Source organism: Chitinophaga agrisoli (assembly GCF_008386695.1).
GTDB classification, from domain to species: Bacteria; Bacteroidota; Bacteroidia; order Chitinophagales; family Chitinophagaceae; genus Chitinophaga; species Chitinophaga agrisoli.
Map to the genome: position 1 here is coordinate 687,675 of NZ_VUOC01000002.1, position 18,500 is coordinate 706,174.

14 protein-coding genes are annotated in these 18,500 nt (G+C 51.8%); 7 read left to right on the forward strand and 7 right to left on the reverse strand.

What is annotated here, in order from left to right; all coding sequences use genetic code 11:
- Nucleotides 1–12: 12 nt before the first annotated feature.
- Both F0L74_RS10195 and F0L74_RS10200 read right to left on the reverse strand, forming a co-directional pair.
- A complete protein-coding gene (locus F0L74_RS10195) occupies nucleotides 13–3,330 on the reverse strand; it encodes a tetratricopeptide repeat protein (RefSeq protein ID WP_149837764.1) in 3,318 nt (1,105 codons plus the stop codon).
- 44 nt (nucleotides 3,331–3,374) lie between these two features.
- The gene (locus F0L74_RS10200) at nucleotides 3,375–4,802 is read right to left on the reverse strand and encodes a sugar porter family MFS transporter (protein ID WP_149837765.1); all 1,428 of its coding nucleotides are present in this window, start codon (nucleotides 4,800–4,802) and stop codon (nucleotides 3,375–3,377) included.
- A gap of 416 nt (nucleotides 4,803–5,218) precedes the next feature.
- Here F0L74_RS10200 and F0L74_RS10205 point away from each other — a divergent pair, with 416 nt between their 5' ends.
- The 6 genes from F0L74_RS10205 (at nucleotide 5,219) to F0L74_RS10230 (ending at nucleotide 10,856) form a co-directional block, all read left to right on the forward strand.
- Complete coding sequence (locus tag F0L74_RS10205; RefSeq protein ID WP_149837766.1) at nucleotides 5,219–5,515, forward strand: hypothetical protein; 297 nt, start codon at nucleotides 5,219–5,221, stop codon at nucleotides 5,513–5,515.
- 272 nt (nucleotides 5,516–5,787) lie between these two features.
- Nucleotides 5,788–6,003: a hypothetical protein gene (locus F0L74_RS10210; RefSeq protein WP_149837767.1), complete on the forward strand. Its 216-nt coding sequence runs from the start codon at nucleotides 5,788–5,790 to the stop codon at nucleotides 6,001–6,003.
- Between the two features lie 345 nt (nucleotides 6,004–6,348).
- Nucleotides 6,349–7,617, forward strand: a complete 1,269-nt coding sequence (locus tag F0L74_RS10215; protein ID WP_149837768.1) for a glycosyltransferase — start codon at nucleotides 6,349–6,351, stop codon at nucleotides 7,615–7,617.
- A 14-nt stretch (nucleotides 7,618–7,631) separates the two neighbouring features.
- Complete coding sequence (locus F0L74_RS10220) at nucleotides 7,632–8,207, forward strand: D-glycero-alpha-D-manno-heptose-1,7-bisphosphate 7-phosphatase (protein ID WP_149837769.1); 576 nt, start codon at nucleotides 7,632–7,634, stop codon at nucleotides 8,205–8,207.
- Nucleotides 8,208–8,240: 33 nt separating this feature from the next.
- Nucleotides 8,241–9,710 carry a PfkB family carbohydrate kinase gene (locus F0L74_RS10225; protein ID WP_188315945.1) on the forward strand — a complete coding sequence of 490 codons (1,470 nt, stop codon included), beginning with the start codon at nucleotides 8,241–8,243 and terminating at the stop codon, nucleotides 9,708–9,710.
- 60 nt (nucleotides 9,711–9,770) lie between these two features.
- The gene (locus F0L74_RS10230; RefSeq protein ID WP_149837771.1) at nucleotides 9,771–10,856 is read left to right on the forward strand and encodes a glycosyltransferase family 9 protein; all 1,086 of its coding nucleotides are present in this window, start codon (nucleotides 9,771–9,773) and stop codon (nucleotides 10,854–10,856) included.
- Between the two features lie 2 nt (nucleotides 10,857–10,858).
- Here the strand turns inward: F0L74_RS10230 and F0L74_RS10235 are convergent, their stop codons facing one another.
- The 3 genes from F0L74_RS10235 to F0L74_RS10245 form a co-directional block, all read right to left on the reverse strand.
- Nucleotides 10,859–11,830, reverse strand: a complete 972-nt coding sequence (locus tag F0L74_RS10235) for a glycosyltransferase family 2 protein (protein WP_149837772.1) — start codon at nucleotides 11,828–11,830, stop codon at nucleotides 10,859–10,861.
- An 11-nt stretch (nucleotides 11,831–11,841) separates the two neighbouring features.
- Entirely contained in the window at nucleotides 11,842–13,575 is a 1,734-nt protein-coding gene (locus F0L74_RS10240; RefSeq protein WP_149837773.1) for a carbamoyltransferase family protein, read from the reverse strand.
- A 163-nt stretch (nucleotides 13,576–13,738) separates the two neighbouring features.
- The gene (locus tag F0L74_RS10245; RefSeq protein WP_149837774.1) at nucleotides 13,739–14,386 is read right to left on the reverse strand and encodes a DUF4136 domain-containing protein; all 648 of its coding nucleotides are present in this window, start codon (nucleotides 14,384–14,386) and stop codon (nucleotides 13,739–13,741) included.
- A 172-nt stretch (nucleotides 14,387–14,558) separates the two neighbouring features.
- Here F0L74_RS10245 and F0L74_RS10250 point away from each other — a divergent pair, with 172 nt between their 5' ends.
- Nucleotides 14,559–15,368: a hypothetical protein gene (locus F0L74_RS10250; RefSeq protein WP_149837775.1), complete on the forward strand. Its 810-nt coding sequence runs from the start codon at nucleotides 14,559–14,561 to the stop codon at nucleotides 15,366–15,368.
- Nucleotides 15,369–15,371: 3 nt separating this feature from the next.
- On the opposite strand, the gene F0L74_RS10255 is transcribed toward F0L74_RS10250, so the two are convergent.
- Together F0L74_RS10255 and F0L74_RS10260 are read right to left on the reverse strand one after the other, a co-directional pair.
- On the reverse strand, nucleotides 15,372–17,606 hold the full coding sequence (locus F0L74_RS10255) for a monovalent cation:proton antiporter family protein (protein WP_149837776.1): 2,235 nt from the start codon (nucleotides 17,604–17,606) through the stop codon (nucleotides 15,372–15,374).
- A gap of 206 nt (nucleotides 17,607–17,812) precedes the next feature.
- Nucleotides 17,813–18,265, reverse strand: coding sequence for a MarR family winged helix-turn-helix transcriptional regulator (locus F0L74_RS10260; protein ID WP_149837777.1), 453 nt, complete (start codon nucleotides 18,263–18,265; stop codon nucleotides 17,813–17,815).
- Between the last annotated feature and the right edge of the window lie 235 nt (nucleotides 18,266–18,500).

Below are 18,500 nucleotides of genomic sequence, written 5' to 3' on the forward strand. Positions count from 1 at the left end.
TATGTTTTCTTACTAACCCACCAACGCAGCAGGCGTTTGCGCCCCTCTTTGCAGATGGATATGCGCGCCTAAATGGTACTGATCTATGACCAGTATCTTTTCAAACAGGTCTGCCGCCCTTTCCTTTCTACCCAGTCCCAATTGACCAAGGCCGATGAGGTATTCGCAGTGCAGGCGGTTACGCAGGTTCAGGTCATCATCCCAGATCAGCAGGTCCGGCAGGGATACCGCAAAGTACTCGATCTTTACCTTATCAAACAGGTGCTGTTCTCCATAGTCGATCAGCTTATTAAAACGGCTCCTCGCTTCTTCCTTACGGCCCAGTTCCTGCAGCGCCAGCCCCTGGTAAAAGATCTTATCCGGCTGCTGATCGTTATAGTACATAGCTGCGGATGGTACCGCGGTACCGGTGGCAGCACGCTCCCAGCAAGCCTTCGCTTCGGCTTTTTGTCCAAGACCGGCATATGCGCAACCGCTCCAGTATTCAATATCATTTTCCTGTGCGCCATACAGCTTGCCTTCTCCCAGGTTATGGGGATAAAAACGCGCCTTTTCCAGCAGCTCCAGCGCTTTTGTATAATCCGCTATGTTAATGGCAGCTTTGGCCATTGCAGTCAGGCTGTAGAGATACTGGAAAGTAACCTTGCCTTCGCCGCCTTCCCACGGATGGAAATTACGCTGCATCAGCAGCTCATAGGCTTCTTCGTGGCGGCCCAGCAGGTTGTACAGGGTGACCCTTTCCAGGTACAGATCGTCACGGTCCAGCAACAGGGCCGGGTATTTTTCCAGCTGCTCCAGGCGGGATGCGGCTGGCCTGTTAAGGCGTTTATACAGCTGGTCCAGCTCCATAAGGATACGGGCGTCGCCCTGGTCCAGCGCAAAAGCTTCTTCCAGGCTGGTCACCGCCAGTTCCGGCTGCTGCCTTTTGTTAAAGAACGCCAGCGCCAGGTTGCGGTGTACGGTAGAGAAGGAGTCATCCAGCTGCCGGGACTTCTCCCAGCAGGCGATGGCCTTTTCATATTGACGGAAATGATACCAGTAGTTACCCAGATAATAAGGCGCACGGGCGTCTTCCGGGTGTTGCTCCATAGCCAGCTGCAGGGCTAGTGCGGCCTCCTGCTGGTGAGGGAAACAGTAATCCGGCAGCGCCCTGGCGGCCTTTTCCCAATAGCTATGCGCAGCGCTGCTGTTGCCGGCTTCCCAGGCAATAGCGGCCATTACATACCAGGCCAGGGGATATACCTCCTGCTGCTGGTCAATGCCTGACTGCAGCAGCTGCAGGGCCTCTGCATACATACCGGCAGCCTGGTAGTCCAGCGCATACTCTATATAGTTGTGGATATTGCCGCGCAGTAACTGCTGCAGCTCCTGCAGCACTCCTTCATCTTTTGTAAGCAGGTATTTTTCGAAATGGGCGCCACTGTTAAAACGGTCCATTTGCAGCGATGCATTGGCCATTTCCAGCGCAGCAGCCGTATTGCCCTGATGCCGGAGGATACCGGTGAGCAAATGCCTTGTTTTATGATGGCGCCAGTTGCCTTGCAGGGAGCGGGTAGCCTCATCCAGCGCATTCTCCCAACGCTGTTGCAGCGCGGAGATAAGGGCGGCCTGGTAATAACCGGGAGATGCCCAGGCGGCGTTCCAGGTGGCTTTATAGAAAGCGGCATAGGCCTCCGGCAGGCGTTGCTGCCAGCGCAGGCTAACGCCTAAATTATAGAAAGGCTCCCCATCATACGGATTGGGATTACGGCCGGTTGCCGTATCTATCGCACGACGGAAATGCTGTTCTGCTTCCTGTGTTAAAAGACGGCGCAGATACCATTTACCCAACGCATTGTTACAGCGGATATCTCCCGGATCGCGGCGCAGGCCCTCCTGGTAATAGGCCACCGGATCATAGGTAGCATGACGGTACTGCTCCAGGTGCAGGCCGGTCAGGTACAGCTGCTCTATCTCTGCGATCTGTGCCGGTTCCAGGGCCGGACGGGCAGCAGCCGGCATTGCCTGTATGGCATCCGGTGCGGGCTGCCATTCCAGCATAATACGGCCCTGCTGGTCATAGATGCTGATGCGGTACTGGGTGATGTCCGCATCGCCGGGCAGCGCGATGTCCTCTTCGATATAGGCCGCGGGAGAAAGGTCCAGCATACGGCTCCATATCTCCTTTCCTCCTTTGTACAACACCGCCTTGCTTTGCGGGAAAGCCCCGGTAGAATACAGCTTAAAACGCGCATTATCCCCATTGAGCTCCAGGTTCATCACCAGGTCTTTGCTCGCGTTTTTCACCAACCCTACCTGGCTGTAAGGCATAAAGTATTGCTGAAAACTCTTTTCTTCATAAGGCATCAGCCAGGAAAAGTCTGGCTGGTTGTCCGTATATACGCCGCACATCAGCTCTATATACGGCCCGTCTTCGTCCGTGAGATTGCGGTCCCAGGCCTGGCCAAAATCGCTGTTACCCCAGGTCCATTGTTTCTTACCGGGTGATACGTGATGGTTAGCCACATGCAGCAATCCGCCCTGACTATCATGCTCATAACCGCCTACAAAATCATAGCCGGAAGTAATGGCCATATAGGACGTAGGCACCGGTATATTCTTATAGCGGGAAATATCTACCCCCGCGGAATAATCAACTTTATAATAGGTACCGGTGGCCACAGGGAAACGGGATACATCGCGCTTGCCATGGTCAAATACCGCATGCACATCCGGCGGAAATACGGATTGGTAATGCTCATTCACATGCACAGCCGGGTTGGCCCACCAGAGGAAGGTCTGGGGCAACGGCGTGCGGTTATACAGGTGTATTTTTATCTCGAGATACGCCTTATCAGGATGCAGGGTAAAACCGGCCATGCCTTTGGTGCGGAACATCCGCTCCAGCTCACTGCACCACACGGTAACGCTGCCATCGGGGAAATGCTCTATGGACCAGTCCACCGGCTCATAAGTACCCGGACGGTGGTGCTGGGGCCAGTTAAACTCAATACCCCCTGATATCCAGGGGCCGGTAAGGCCCACCAGGGCTGGTTTGATCACCTGGTTATGATACACAAAATGGCGTTTGCGCACTTTATCATAGGCCTTCTGAATACGGCCGCCCAGCTCCGGCAGGATCATGATCTGCAGATAGTCATTCTCCAGGAATACGGCCTGCCATTCCTGGTCTGTTTTCTCATCAAAGATCTTCTCTATCACCGGGTACGGGTAAACGGCGCCGCTGCTTCCCTGGTATACTCTTTTCTCCAGGAATACCGGGTGCTTCTCCGGCTGCCCTATTCCATAAGTAGGAATAATGACAGCCTCCTGCCAGGCTTTAACTTCCATAACGAATTATATTTTTAACAGATTAAGTTTAAAGATCAATACAATCAGCCGGCGGTAACCGGCCTTGCGGCAGCGGGTTTGTTGCCGCCTATCATATCCTGCTCTATCTCCTCCAGCGACCGGCCCTTGGTTTCCGGCAGATAAGCCCTGATAAAGATGAACCCACCCACACAGATAACGCCATACAGCCAGAAAGTACCGGCAGCGCCCAGCGCGCTGTTCAACAGCGGGAACGTATAAGTAAGGCCAAAGCTGGCAGCCCACAAGGCCAGCGTGGCGATCGCCATCATACTGCCGCGCAGGCTGTTGGGGAAGATCTCCGACAGCACTACCCAGGTAACCGGCGCCAGGGACATGGCATAACAACAGATGGCCAGTACCACCAGCAACAACAGCGGCCATCCGCTAAATTGCATGTAATAGAGCGTGCCCATGATGGCATAGATAACTGCCAGGCCACAAGCCCCAAAGATCATTAAGCGGCGCCTTCCCCAGCGGTCTACTGTATACATGGCCACCAGGGTAAATATCAGGTTTACGCTACCTGTGATCACGATATTGAGCAGGGTTTGGGATACGCCATAACCTGCCGCACGGAACACCTCTTCTGCATAATTGAAGATAACATTGATACCGCACCACTGCTGGAAAGCGGCGATCACAATACCGATGATCAGGATACGGGATACGCCGGGCCGGAACAGCTGCCGCCAGTGCATGCGGGTATCCGCATCCATGGTTTGTACGATGGCCTGCAGCTCTGTTTGTGCATGCCGCTCGCCGCCTATCCGGGCCAATACCTGCCGGGCCTTATCCGTATGCTGGCGGGTAGCCAGCCAGCGCGGGCTTTCCGGCAGCCAGATAAGCAGCAGCAGGAACAGCGCGGAGGGTACCAGCGCTGCCCAGAACATGATCCGCCAGCCGGTTTGCCCGTTCCAGGACTGCAGGATGAAGGCATCCGTAGCGCCCTCCGGCACCGGGTCTGCTATCCACCAGTTAAACAACTGGGCTGCCAGTATACCAATTACCAGGGTTAGCTGGTTAATGGACACGTATTTGCCCCGCAGGTGGGCAGGCGTTACCTCTGCAATGTACATAGGCGAGAGATTGGAGGCCAGCCCTATACCAATGCCGCCAATAATGCGGTAGATCACAAAACTTTGAAAAGAGTGCGCCGCCCCCGTAAGCCCGGAAGATACCAGGAACAAGGCTGCCGACAGCATGAGCAGTTTCTTGCGGCCATAACGGTCGCTAAGCGCGCCGGAAATGGCCGCCCCTGCCAGGCAGCCTACAAGGGCACAGCTCATAGCCCAGCCCTGGGCCACCGGCGACTGTGTGATCTCAAAGAAACGCTCATAAAAAGGTTTCGCTCCTCCTATCACCACCCAGTCATATCCAAACAGAAAACCTCCCATGGCGGAGATCATCGAAATAACAAATAGGTAAATGTGGTTGTATGTATCGTTTTTCATAACGCTGCTAAATTACGTTATACCCCGTTGTGGGAACAATGGCGATTCTTTTTACAATGATGGACAATTTTATTTTTTCGGGAATCCCACGAACAGTAGGCGGCTCCTCCGCCTTTAGTGTCCATCCGCCTGTAAACGGCAACCAGCCATGCGGTCAGGAGCGGCCGCTGCCAGCTTTAAGGCAATTATGCGGTATAATAATATTGTCCATGAACGATGACGGCGGGGCCTGCTGCACAGGCGCGTGGCCTGATGCTTGTACGGGCTAAATGTAACCAAAACAACAATTTATGCTTACTTCACTGGTAGTGCTGGGTATTTTTCTTTTAGTGGTGATCATATACATTGTATGGCCCTACCGCAGGAACAAGGACAGTATGAAAGGGAAGTAGCGATCACCATCAAAACCTGATATTATGCAAACTAAAAAACAAGATCAGCAGCAGGGTGAACAGCGCCCCAACGAAGATCCGCTGCAACAAAAAAACGAAGAATCACAACAAAATGGTAACGAAAATGAAGGGGAAGAGGAAGAAGATGTAGAGGAGGAAGAGGGAGCTGAGGACGAAGAAGGTACTGAGGAGGAAGAAGGTGTTGAGGATGACGAGCCTGTGTTGGATGAGGAAGACCTGGAAGAAAACGATTTAACGGACGATCAGGCGGACAACATAGAATGGGACCCCAAAAAAAGCAAAGACCAGCAGGGCCAGTAAGCACAACTGATCACCGCAATTGCCCCAGGGTATTCAATTTTAGCCCGTATGGAAGATAGCAAAACTGTAGACACTGTCTACCATACGGGCCAAAAATCCACACAGCTAAAACCCCACTTCTTCGCTCCTATTCCGCGCCCCACCTGCAATACAGTGAATTACACCATATTAAGGATTAAATACTTCGTCACTTTGTTGCTTTATAAAAAGTGCAGGGTTTTAGCATGATTAGCAACTGTAGGAACATCACTCACCCAAAAACTTTGTCAGTCATGAAAAATCATCTTACCGTGTTAGGTCTGTCCATCGCGCTTTGCACCTTCGTGATCGCCCAGGCGAATGTAAAGCACAACGTAGCTCCCACCGGCGAAGTGCCTGGCTATTACCAGGATCAGCAGGATACTACGATGAAGAAGAAGAAAGATAAGATGCACAAAAAAGACTGGAAGAAAAAAGATAGTACAAGAACTGATACAACACGTTACTGAGGGAAACGTAAACGCTGTATGTAGCAGAGGGTGTGCCGGACCGGCACACCCTTTTTTATTGCAATCCTAACGTTGCGTTGTGGTAGCTTATCCGCAGTGAGTAATTAATTCATCAACATTTGCATACGGCCCATCCCATATCACCATTTATCACAACGCTATTGAAACCCGCTACCTGAGCCTGTTACGAAGAGACAAGTGTTGCTGTTATTCTACACTTCTATGCATGGCATGCAGACTCCGGTAAAGCGGTTTGGTTCCATTCTTGAAGTGATGCCAGTAAACAGCTGTGGCAATAATGATTGACCCTGCACGAGCAATTCATCACTTAACCAGCATTGTATTATGAGAACGAGAATAGCATTCATCAGCGACCATGCTTCCCCTATTGCCGCGCTGGGCGGCGTTGACAGCGGAGGGCAAAATGTATACGTAGGCGAGCTCGCCTATCAGCTTACCAAAAAAGGATATGCCGTTGACATCTTCACGCGTTGGGAACATCCCCAGTTGCCCCAGCGCGTACAATGGCGCAAAGATGTACGTGTGATACACATTGAAGCCGGTCCTGTAGCCTGTTTGCCAAAGGAGCAGCTACTACCGTATATGGCAACATTTCGCGATAACATGCTGGCATTTATGCGGGAAGAAGGAACTACTTACGAGCTGATACATGCAAATTTCTTTATGTCAGCGCTGGTAGCCATGGAGATAAAAGCCTTACTGCACATACCTTTTGTTGTCACCTTCCACGCATTAGGTCATATCCGCCGCCTGCACCAGGGCGAGCAGGATAAGTTCCCCCCGGAACGGCTGGATATAGAGCAAATGGCCATTCATCAGGCAGATTATGTAATAGCCGAATGTCCCCAGGACCGCGAAGACCTGATCCAATACTACCAGGCGCCGCCGGATAAGATCCGCGTGATCCCCTGCGGGGTAAACCCGGAAGAGATGTATGCGGTTGATAAACGCCTGGCGCGTATGCAGCTGAAGCTGCCGCAGGATGATGTAATACTATTACAACTCGGCAGGATGGTGCCCCGCAAAGGCGTAGACAACGTGATCCAGGCATTGCCTAAACTTAGATACACCGGAGCGCGCATACGCCTGATCATTGTAGGCGGCGAAACAGAAGTATGCGAACAGGGCTTTAACCCAGAAATAGCAAGATTAAAACAGTTGGCCAAAGACCTGGGCGTACAGGCCGCCGTAACATTTGCAGGCCGTAAGGGCCGGGAAGAGCTTAAGTTCTTTTATGCCGCCGCAGACATTTTTATCACAACGCCCTGGTATGAGCCATTTGGTATTACGCCCTTGGAAGCCATGGCATGTGGTACGCCGGTGATAGGCGCTGATGTAGGCGGTATCAAATACAGCGTAAAACATGGCAAAACCGGGCTGTTGGTGCCGCCCCGGGATCCTGCAGCGCTGGCCGGCGCTGTTAACGATCTGCTGCAACGCAGGTCTGTACTGGAAGAGATGGGCAATAATGCCGTAAAACGAGTAGCCACGCTTTTTACCTGGCAACGGGTAGCACAACTGATGAACAAACTGTATGAACAGGCCATCAGCGAAAGCGCCATTACAGCCGGTGGAATTACCCACCAGGCATAACCTAATCCAGCACCATGAAAAAAGCAGTATTCATAGATAAGGATGGTACGCTCATTAAAGATGTGCCGTATAATGCAGACCCATTAAAAATAGAGCTGGAGACAGGTGCAATAGAAGCGCTGCAACAGCTGCAGGCACGCGGTTACGCATTGATCGTGGTATCTAACCAGTCTGGTATTGCCCATGGCTATTTTGACGATGTAGCAATGGAGGCGGTGATCGCGCACATCACCAGTATGTTACGCTGGCGGGGAGTACAGCTGGATGGGTTCTTCTACTGTCCCCATCACCCGGAAGGCGTAATAAACGAGTATGCCATACACTGCAGCTGCCGCAAGCCCATGCCCGGCATGTTGTTGCAGGCTGCCAGAGAGATGGACCTTAACCTGGAGCAATCCTGGATGATAGGCGACATCCTGCATGATGTGGAGGCGGGCAACCGTGCCGGCTGCCGGACAGTACTGCTGGACAACGGACATGAAACAGAATGGCTCATCAACCCTTACAGGAAACCATCTTTCGTGGCAGATGACCTGCTGGCGGCAGCAGCATTGATCTTAAAAAATGAAGCATTGATCATGTACAACTAAGCGTATTATCCAATGCTAGTAAAAAAAGGAACCATGTATAAAGAGTTAATTGCCCAATTCCCGCAGCCTGCCGTACTGGTGATAGGCGATCTGATGCTGGACGTATACCTGAAAGGCGCCAGCACCCGGCTCACGCCGGAAGCGCCGGTCCCGGTGGTGGATATTGAAACACGCACCACGGTACTGGGCGGCGGCGCAAACACCGCCATAAACGTGAAATACCTGGGCGCACAGGTAAGTTTTTGCAGCGTAAGCGGACAGGACGAAGAGGGCGTAAAAGCCAGAACACTACTGGACGTAGCAGGCATCAACAGCCGTATAATAACCTGTCCGCAACGCAGCACTATCGTAAAAACCAGGGTCACCGCCGGCCATCAACTGCTGACCCGTTATGACAGCGGCACAGAAACAGCAATAGACCGGGATACCGAGGAGGCTTTTATCCGCCTGTTGCAACAGGAGTTTGTGCGCCATGACGCTATTATTATCGCAGACTATAACAAAGGGCTATTAACACCTGCGGTGGTAGCCGCCTTGCGGACATTAAACCTGCAACAGAAAAAATTCATTGCGGTAGACTCCAAACGGCTGGAATGTTTCAAATCCCTCTCCCCTTCCCTGGTAAAACCCAACTACCAGGAAGCGGTTAATTTACTGGGATTACCTGTGCAGGCACATTGCCGTGCACAGCAGATCAATAACATGGGCGCAGATATTGCCACCCGTACCGGCGCCGCCGTAACGGCAGTAACGCTGGACGAAGAAGGTGCAGTGATCTTCGACGGCCAGGAACCGGTTTATTGCTGTGGCGCACACCCCGTAATATCGCCCAATGTATCCGGCGCGGGGGATGCCTACATCAGCGCATTTACGCTGGCCAGCCTGGCCGGCGCAGACCTGGCCGCCGCGGCAGAACTGGCGGCTACCGCCGCCGGAGTGGCCATCAGCAAACAGGAAACAGCTTATTGCAGCTGGCAGGAGCTGAATGCTTCCTTATCCGTCAATGATAAGTACATTACAGATCTGGCACAACTGCAGCATATCAGCAACATGTATAAGGCACAGGGTAAAAAGCTGGTGTTCACCAACGGCTGCTTTGATATTCTGCACAGCGGACATGTGAACTACCTGGGCCGCGCGCGGCAGCTGGGCCATATCCTCATGGTGGGCATCAATACAGATGAAAGCATCCGCAGGTTAAAGGGCAACGACCGCCCCATCAACAGCCTGCATGACCGGATGGAAGTGCTGGCAGCATTGGGCGCCGTAAACCATATCATTCCCTTTGGCAGCGAACAGGATGATACGCCTGCGCCGTTGATAGCGGCTATACAGCCGCATATCTTTGCCAAAGGCGGTGATTACACCAAAGATGCATTGCCTGAAGCCGGGCTTGTAGAGCAACTGGGCGGAGAAGTGATATTACTGCCACTGTTGCCGGGCCGCTCCACCTCCATGATCATCCGGCGGATCCATACCACGCCTGTGCTGAAATTAGCGTAGCTTTACAGGACTTCCTGTTTTCCGCATCTATGCCACATTATATCTGATACCGTCTTTAACATGCAGCGCATACTTTGCATACGCCTGGATAATATGGGAGACCTTATTATGAGCTCTCCAGCTATAGAGGCGCTAAAAACCACTTTCCAGAGCCATATTACCGTGCTTACCTCCACCATGGGGGCAGTAGTAGCTCCTTCTATACCCGCCATTGACGATACTATCATCTTTGACGCGCCCTGGGTGAAAAGTCAGCTGCCAGACCCAGCCAGCTCCTTTAATGAAATTGTGCAGCAGCTGCGGGAGGGCCGCTATGACGCTGCTGTGGTATTTACCGTGTACAGTCAAAACCCTTTGCCGGCTGTAATGCTGGCTTACCTGGCCGGCATTCCCATGCGCCTGGCTTACTGTCGCGAAAATCCGTATCACCTGCTAACGCACTGGGCGCCGGAGCGGGAGCCATATACGCACATCCATCACCAGGTACAGCGGGACCTTAACCTGGTGGCCCATATCGGCGCAAAAACTGATAATGAAAAGTTACAACTGGAAGTAAAGGATGAGCAGTGGCCGGAAATAATGCGGAAGATCGAACATTGCGGGATTGATACCAGCCGGCCCTGGGCGGTAATGCATACTGGCGTAAGCGACTTTAAACGGCAGTACCCGGTACAGAAATGGATAGAAGCCGGTAAGGCCATCATCGCCAAAACAAAGCTGCAATTGCTGCTGACCGGTACATCGGAAGAGCGGGCGCAAAACCTCCGTATCCGGCATGGAATAGGGGTTGATGCCGGCGCCTGTGTAGCCGCGGGACTGTTCTCATTAACAGAGTTCATTGTGCTGATAAAACATGCCTCCCTGGTAATATCCGTAAATACCAGTACCGTACATATTGCTGCCGCTACAAACACCCCGGTAGTGGTACTGTATGCGCTCACCAATCCGCAGCACACACCCTGGAAAGTGCCCTGCAGTGTGCTGTATTTCGATGTGCCGCAACACCTGCAAAGTAAGAATGAAGTGATCCGGTATGTATATGAGCAATACGATAAACAGCACCTCCCGCCAGCTACTACAGAGAATATTGTAACCGCGGTCAGCGGGCTGCTGGAGGAAAGACTGGAAAAGAACAGGCCGGCATAGTCTTACCAATAGAGCACCTTGTACCGCCACGCCCCATATAGGTTCCAGTACACAGACAAAAAGGGGATCAATACAGACGTTATGATCATTTCTACTACATGTGGCCAGGCGCGCGAAGTATGCGCCAGGCGCCGGCGGATAAACGCCGTTAGTAATATCATCCATCCCAGCAGCGCCAGCAGGGCAACGCTTCCGGCCCCAGACAACAGCGCTCCCAACATCACCAGGCAAAATATGATCATACCATAGTATTCCCAGAGCGGCCGGGGATGTATCCACTTACGATATAATTTTGGAAACTTCTTATACAACAATGCATTAAACATGGCCTTTCTTTGTTCACGCAGGCTTACGCCCCAACCGGCAGCCCTTACCGGATGCACAACTATGGCGTCCGGTAAATGCCGGATAGGAATATTCTGCTGCAGCAAACGGAACTCCAGGTCGCTATCCTCCCGCCAGGCCATCTCAAAACGTTCGTCAAAACCGCCTGTCTGTTCCAGGGCCTCGCGGGTACATACGCAATTAGCGGTAATAAAACGGGCTGTTTCCAGCTGCGCTGTGTTCCATTCATAGTCAGTAGGCGCAGGCGGTAAAGGCACGATTAAACGCCCCGTAAAGGCCATTAACGGCTCTCCTGCCCAGGCCTCCCATATTTGCTGCAGCCAAAATGGGTCCGGACGGGTATCATCGTCTGTGAATGCAACAAGTGGCCCCTTCGCCAGCTTCCAACCGGCATTACGGGCCGCCGCCGGGCCTTTTTTAGCATCCAGGGGCATATAGACGATATCCAGCAGACTAGTATGCTTCCAGGATACCACTACCTGTTTGGTAAGCAGGTCCGGGCCATCACTGACAACGATCACTTCAAAGGCATCACGGTCAAAATGCTGCTGCGCCAGGGTCTTCAGGCATTCCGTCAGCAGAGCGGGCCGGCAATACGTAGGAATAATAACGGAGATCTTCTTTCCCATGCGATAATTGTTTAATGGTTACCCCTGTTCTTCTCTACCAGGAAGCTGCCGATCACCAGCGCATCAAAAGGCGATGACCAGAAACATTCAATGGCGTCGCGGGGCGTGCATACGATGGGCTTCCCCAACGTGTTGAACGAGGTATTGATGAGCACCGGTACGCCGGTGCGCTGTTTAAATGCATGCAACAGATCGTAATAACGCGGGTGCTGGCGGCGGTTCACCGTCTGGATCCGGGCGGTGCCATCTACATGGCACACGGCGGGTATCTTATCCCGTTTATCCTGTTTCACTTTATATACAAAGAGCATGAACGGTGAATAATCAGCCTGCTCAAACCATTCCGCCGCGTCTTCTTCCATGACCACAGGCGCCACCGGGCGAAAGTCCTCCCGGTCCTTTACCTCATTAAGCCTTGCCTGCATCTGCGGGGATATGGGAGACGCCAGGATGGAGCGGCTGCCCAGCGCACGGGGCCCAAACTCCATACGGCCCTGGAACCAGCCAATGATCTTATCCTGCGCAAGCAGATCCGCTGTTTCCGCAGCTACATCCGTCATACGGCGGTAAGGCGTTTTTGTCCAGTCCAGGAAGCGGGTGATCTCTTCATCATTGTAATCCGGTCCCCAGTAGGCATGCTCCATATAAAAGCTGCGCTGCTGTGACGGGCGTTGCTGCGCATCTATCCACATGGCTGCGCCCAGGGCGGTGCCTGCATCGCCGGCAGCCGGTTGTATCCATATGTTTTTAAAGATCCCCGCATCGCGGATGGCGGCATTGAGCACGCAATTCAACGCCACCCCGCCGGCAAAACAAAGGTTCTCTGCCTGTGTTTGCTGCTGTAGCCATGCAGCCAGCTGCAATACCTTTTCCTGCAATACTACCTGCAGTGATTGCGCAATATTGAAGTGATGACCGGTGAACTCGCTGCCCCGCTCACGCGCAGGCCCAAAGCGCTCTACAAAGCGCTCATCGCTGATGGTATAGTGGCCGGCATCCTGCAAACATATCATCTCCCGGAAATCATCTGCAAACACAGGTTTGCCATAAGACGCCAGCGCCATTACCTTATACTCGTCAGATGAATGCAGAAAGCCCAGGTAACTGGTTACCTGTTCATATAGCAGGCCCAGGGAATGCGGCATATCTACCTGGCTAATGCGTTGCATATCGTTACCATTACCCAGGCTAAAGGTGGTGGTAGCTTTTTCTCCGCGTCCGTCTATAGTAAGCACAGCGGCATTTTCATAAGGAGAAGGCAGAAAAGCGCTGGCAGCATGACAAAGATGGTGCTCCACAAAATGCCACTGCTCTTTTTCCAGCACCGCGCCTTTAAACCGCTGCTGCAGGTGATGGGGATAACCATCTACCAGCTGGCCAGGCGCATTTACGATGGAAGAAAGGAACAGCGGGTCCCAAGGCGACATCCACTTCTCCGGCATCTTACGTGCAGATGGCTCCAGCGGCAGCGTAATATCCTCTTTGCCCTGGTAACCATTGCCCAGCAGGATATACGGATCAAAAGAATAAGCAACATGGTCCACATCCTTCAGATGGATACCAGCTGTCTGTAGACAATAATCAATAGCATGAAAAGGCAATTCATATGCAGAGAAAGGTACCGGCCTTTTGCCGTGCTTGATATGTGTGAAGCGTTCATCCTCCACAGCCGCAATTAACTGCCCGTCTTTCATTAAACAGGCTGCAGAGTCATGGAAAGCGGCATTGATCCCCAGCGTATACATAAGCGATGTTTTTTATTAAGCTGACACATAAATTGTTCCAGTACGATGGCCGCTTGTGCCCATCTGTGGCCGCGCCCGCCGGAATAGCGCTTAAAAACAAAAGCGCTGCACGACTGTAGTGCAACGCTTTATGCTGATTATATGGAGGTTAAAAATACCAGGATCATTTTTGCAGCAGTCCATCCCTGATCATCTGCGCTACCAGCTTTTGCGGATATTCCTGCACAAACTGATCGATGCCGGACGGATTCACCGTTTCCGATTGTGCGGACCACAGCAGTTTCTCGTCACTGGCATCATACAGGTTGGCCTCCAGGAAATAAGTACGGTCTGTTACATAATAGCCGGGATCATAGACCATAGGATACCAGTGCGTGTAATAAGCATAGAATCCCCGGTACCAGCCGTAGGTTGGCACCGGCGCATAACCCAGGTTACCGCGTACGTAACGGGTCTCGCTGTGCTTATCCAGCAGGGACACACTAAGGATGGTCTGTGCGCCTGTAGCCTTGATCTTCTGCACCATCTCCTCACGGTTAGGCATCTTTTCCTGGAAACGGGGCGCCAGGTAATCCGTGCTTTTATAGGCCTTGATATCCCGCAGGCTGGCCTGTGCGGCCATCGCGTTCTCCAGTTTGGTGCGCACTTCCATATTCCTGACAAGGGCGGCAATGAATACGCTCTTATAGTCCCTGGCGGCAGCCGGGATCTCCGGATTCTTCCAGGAACCGGTAATACGGGTGGAACCAGTACAGGAAAAAAGCATTATTCCCGCTATCAGCAGTATGATCCAATGGGTGATCTTTCTCATAATGATGTTCGCATTTATTATACAGGGAGGGCTTCCGCTTGAGGTATAGTAATACTATAACATAAGACCACAGGAAATGTTTACAATACCACTAAAATGGGATATAAACACTTTATGCTTTTTTGTTATTTTGATTCATAACTATTCCAATATCCTTTAACCGTTTACACCTATGAAAACGATCAACAAGGAGCGTGTGGCATTATTGGTCACAGTGGCTGCTATTGCCCTTTCTTCGTTCCGCAATCAACACACGCCAGATGAAGAACGTCCCCTGTTACAGGCGATCAACAGTCATGCCGGCACGCTGCTGATCACCTACAATACACAGCATCAGCTCAGCAAACTTACCAGGGTACAGCGCACAACAGATGAAATGTATACTGATGTGCGTATACCGGTATACGAAAGCGGCCACCTGGTAAGCACGCTGGTATCCGGCAAGGAAAGCGGCGAAAGCAGCGAGATCTTCTCTTCGTTTGATTATGCGGAGGATTACCGCCAGATCAGCCGGATCCGTTACTATACAGAGGGACAGGCCCACGGATACGATTCGCTGGTATATGACAAGGCAGGGCGGATAACAGCCCGTTATTTCTTTAGCAGCACCCGCGGCCAGTATGAGAACCATAACTACCAGGCATATAGCTGGGATGCTGCCGGCAATATGCGCCAGCTGGATAGCTACGGCAGAACAGCGGCCAACGGCAGCTTTGCGCTGACAACCAGCATTGTCTACACCTATGATAACAAACCTAATCCGCAACAGCAGATAACCGGGCTTTGTTACATGACAGACATACAGCCGGCCGCATTATCCACCAATAATGTATTAACAGAGCAGATCACCCATGTAGCCACAGGTGAGAAAAGCGTAAATACCTATATATACGCCTATAATGCCGTAGGATATCCTACCCGGGTAACGGCCAGTTTTGGCGCGGACGGCGCGGAAGAGACAACGGAACTGAGGTACGAATAGGGATTATAAATGCCCTTTTTTGAAGAAGGTGGCCAGGCGCTTTTCACTACCTGCTACCCATAAGATATCGCCTTCCTGCAGTACGGTGCTGGAGTCCGGGTTTAACAAACGGCGGCCGCCGCGCTCTATGCCCAGTACCATGCCCTGCGTTTGCTCGCGGATGCCTGTCTGGCGGATGGTTTTGCCCAAAAGAGGCATGCCTTCCTTTACCAGGTAGCGGCGTAGCACAATATCATTGGCAGGCTGCGTTTTGCTCTCGAGGGATCCATCCTGCTCATCCAGGAAACGGTTTAGCAGGGTAAGCTGATCATCCGTGCCTATCACAGTCACTACATCACCAGGGTAAAGCCTTTCCGTACCGCCAGGCGCCGCATATTGCTGACCGCCTCTTTTTATCAGGGCGATATTTGTACCGAAAGTTTCGCGGAGGGCGAGCTCCTGCAATGTTTTGCCAATGGCCGGCGAAGTGGACCGGATCTCTATTACCGCCAGATGCGCATCCCAGGGGGCCAGCACCTGCTTATTGATACCGCCTACACGGGTTTCCCTTTCATTGAAATTAGAAAAAAAGCGCGCCTCAATAGTGGCATAAAAAGTCTGCAGCCTTTTTGAGAAGATGAACAGCAACGCCACTATTGCCAGCGTAACCAGTAAGGCTACCGCAGTAGAGAAGAATTGATCCACAAAAAAACCGATCAGGAACACCGCCAGTCCTACACGTAACAAACGTAATAATACCAGCGGGCCGCGGTACTTTTTCTGCTGCCATATATTGGCGGAGGCTGCGCTGCTGGCGCCGCGGAATGCCAGCGCCCAGATAAACGGCGAAAGCACCAGCAGCGTCACAAAAGCGGTGGCAATACGCCCCCAGTGATGATCGCCCGTAGTATCCGTGATCCTGGGCAGGATATAATAGGCGCCCAACAGCACCACCGCTATAATGATAACAGAGAACAGGATCATATTCATAAAATACGACCGCAGCAGCTGCCGCCAATCGCTGACCACCGCAATGGTTTGCGTAGCCGCGCTATAACGGTTAAGGGTGGTTTTCCACCGGTGGGGCAGTATGGCTGCAATACGCACGTATACTGGCTCTGACACCCGGATCAGGTAAGGCGTGGTAAAAGTAGTAACGGCAGACACCGCCACAGCGACAGGATACAGGAAACTGCTGGTAACATTCAATGTAAGTCCCAGGGTGGCAATAATAAAGGAGAACTCCCCTATCTGCGCCAGGCTCATACCCGCCTGCACGGCCGGTTTAAGTGGTTGCCCCGCTACGAGTGCGCCGATAGTGGTGCTGAGCAGCTTACCTAATACGGTGATGATCGTGATATTGACCACAGGACCAGCATATTTCAGGATCATGGCAGGGTCTATCAACATACCTACAGACACAAAGAACACCGCGCCAAACAGCTCTTTTACGGGTTTTACCAGGTGCTCTATCTTCTCCGCCTGCGTAGTCTCTGCCAGGATGGAGCCCATTACAAAAGCGCCCAGCGCCGGAGAAAAACCTGCCTGTACAGCCAGCACTACCATCAGCAGGCAAAGCCCTATGGAGGTAACCAGCAGGGTTTCCTCATTCATTAGCTTACGTGTTCTTTTTAGCAGGGTGGGCAGGAAAAATATGCCGGATACAAACCATATGATCAGGAAGAATAACAGCTTTACTACAGAGGTTAACATCTCCATACCGGCAAACTGCTGACTGGCCGCCAGGGTGCTCAATAATACCAGCAGCACAATGGCCACCAGGTCCTCTACCACCAGGATACCGAACACCAGGCCAGCAAACTGCTGCCCTTTAACGCCCAGCTCCTCAAAAGCACGGATGATAATGGTAGTGGAAGAAACAGAGAGTATGCCGCCCAGGAAGATGCTATCCATCACAGACCACCCCATCAGATGACCGGCAGCATAACCCAGCAGCAGCATAAAAGCCACTTCTATAATGGCGGTGATCGATGCCGCCCCTCCTACCTTGATCAGTTTTTTGAAGCTGAACTCCAGGCCCAGGCTAAACAGCAGGAAGATAACGCCTATCTCTGACCAGGTTTGAATATTGGCCTCATCCGCTACGGTAGGCACCAGGGATACATGCGGTCCTACCAGCAGGCCGGCTACTATATAACCCAATACCAGTGGTTGCCGCAGCTTTTTAAAGATGAGCGTGGTTACCGCCGCAGCGGCAAGGATTAACGCAAGGTCTGTAATAAGCGGGGGCAAATGCATAGTTGATTATTAATTACGGTCAGTGATGTTGCTACAATCTGATAAGGCGGTATGCCTGTGCGCTAATATATTAATTTCTTCTTTGTGAATGGTACCTGTTAAGGATAATGAACATTGCAAACACGGCGGGCGCCGGGTAACAGGGGCAAAGGCATGGCCACCTGTTTTGATAACAGGCATTCCCGATGCTTCCGTCTTCCTATCAGTTATTTGCGCAGCTTGTCCAGCAGATCGCTCAGCTGTTGTGCCTCTTCCTCATTCAGGCGATCTGCCAGATCCCCGAAGAAGGCGTTCATGTGCGGCTCCAGGTCTTCCAGGAGCTGCAGTCCCTTAGGCGTAAGGGTAATGTCCATTTTGCGGCGGTTCTGATCGCAGAGGCGACGGTTGACGTGCCCCAGTTTAACGAGTTTGTCCAGCAAACGGGTAACGTCGCTGGCCTTGTCCAGTAACACTTCTTTTATCTCACCCGCGGAAACGGGTTTGGGATGCCGTCCTTTGATGATACGGAGCGCATTGAAATGCTGGGGTAAAATCTCATATTCCTTAAAGAAATCTGCCTGAGCATCCCGAAGCCAGTTACTGGTGAAAATAAGGTTCACTACCGCTTTCTGGTAATTGCTGCGGAATTTCCCCTGTTTTATGGCCTCTTCTATTCTCATAGGCCAAAGTTAGTAAAAACGACAGATGTTGTAACGATTTATCATATTTGACCACCCAAGAGGGGTTATTTCGTATGTATTAGGTCGTTAGTATTTGTTAACTTCTGGTTAAGAATAGCTATTTATTTGCGTTTACTAGATAAAATCTACTGTTCACCAAATCAGAATAGGTTGATACCTGCTGGCTTATATCTTTGTAGTAGGTTTTTCATAGGATATGGTTAAAAAATTAGGC

Coding starts and splice junctions, on each gene's coding strand:
- F0L74_RS10220 (WP_149837769.1), top strand. CDS start 7,632: ATGAAAAAAGCAGTATTCATAGATAAGGATGGTACGCTCATTAAAGAT.
- F0L74_RS10260 (WP_149837777.1), bottom strand. CDS start 18,265: ATGAGAATAGAAGAGGCCATAAAACAGGGGAAATTCCGCAGCAATTAC.
- F0L74_RS10250 (WP_149837775.1), top strand. CDS start 14,559: ATGAAAACGATCAACAAGGAGCGTGTGGCATTATTGGTCACAGTGGCT.
- F0L74_RS10230 (WP_149837771.1), top strand. CDS start 9,771: ATGCAGCGCATACTTTGCATACGCCTGGATAATATGGGAGACCTTATT.
- F0L74_RS10235 (WP_149837772.1), bottom strand. CDS start 11,830: ATGGGAAAGAAGATCTCCGTTATTATTCCTACGTATTGCCGGCCCGCT.
- F0L74_RS10255 (WP_149837776.1), bottom strand. CDS start 17,606: ATGCATTTGCCCCCGCTTATTACAGACCTTGCGTTAATCCTTGCCGCT.
- F0L74_RS10195 (WP_149837764.1), bottom strand. CDS start 3,330: ATGGAAGTTAAAGCCTGGCAGGAGGCTGTCATTATTCCTACTTATGGA.
- F0L74_RS10245 (WP_149837774.1), bottom strand. CDS start 14,386: ATGAGAAAGATCACCCATTGGATCATACTGCTGATAGCGGGAATAATG.
- F0L74_RS10215 (WP_149837768.1), top strand. CDS start 6,349: ATGAGAACGAGAATAGCATTCATCAGCGACCATGCTTCCCCTATTGCC.
- F0L74_RS10205 (WP_149837766.1), top strand. CDS start 5,219: ATGCAAACTAAAAAACAAGATCAGCAGCAGGGTGAACAGCGCCCCAAC.
- F0L74_RS10200 (WP_149837765.1), bottom strand. CDS start 4,802: ATGAAAAACGATACATACAACCACATTTACCTATTTGTTATTTCGATG.
- F0L74_RS10225 (WP_188315945.1), top strand. CDS start 8,241: ATGTATAAAGAGTTAATTGCCCAATTCCCGCAGCCTGCCGTACTGGTG.
- F0L74_RS10240 (WP_149837773.1), bottom strand. CDS start 13,575: ATGTATACGCTGGGGATCAATGCCGCTTTCCATGACTCTGCAGCCTGT.
- F0L74_RS10210 (WP_149837767.1), top strand. CDS start 5,788: ATGAAAAATCATCTTACCGTGTTAGGTCTGTCCATCGCGCTTTGCACC.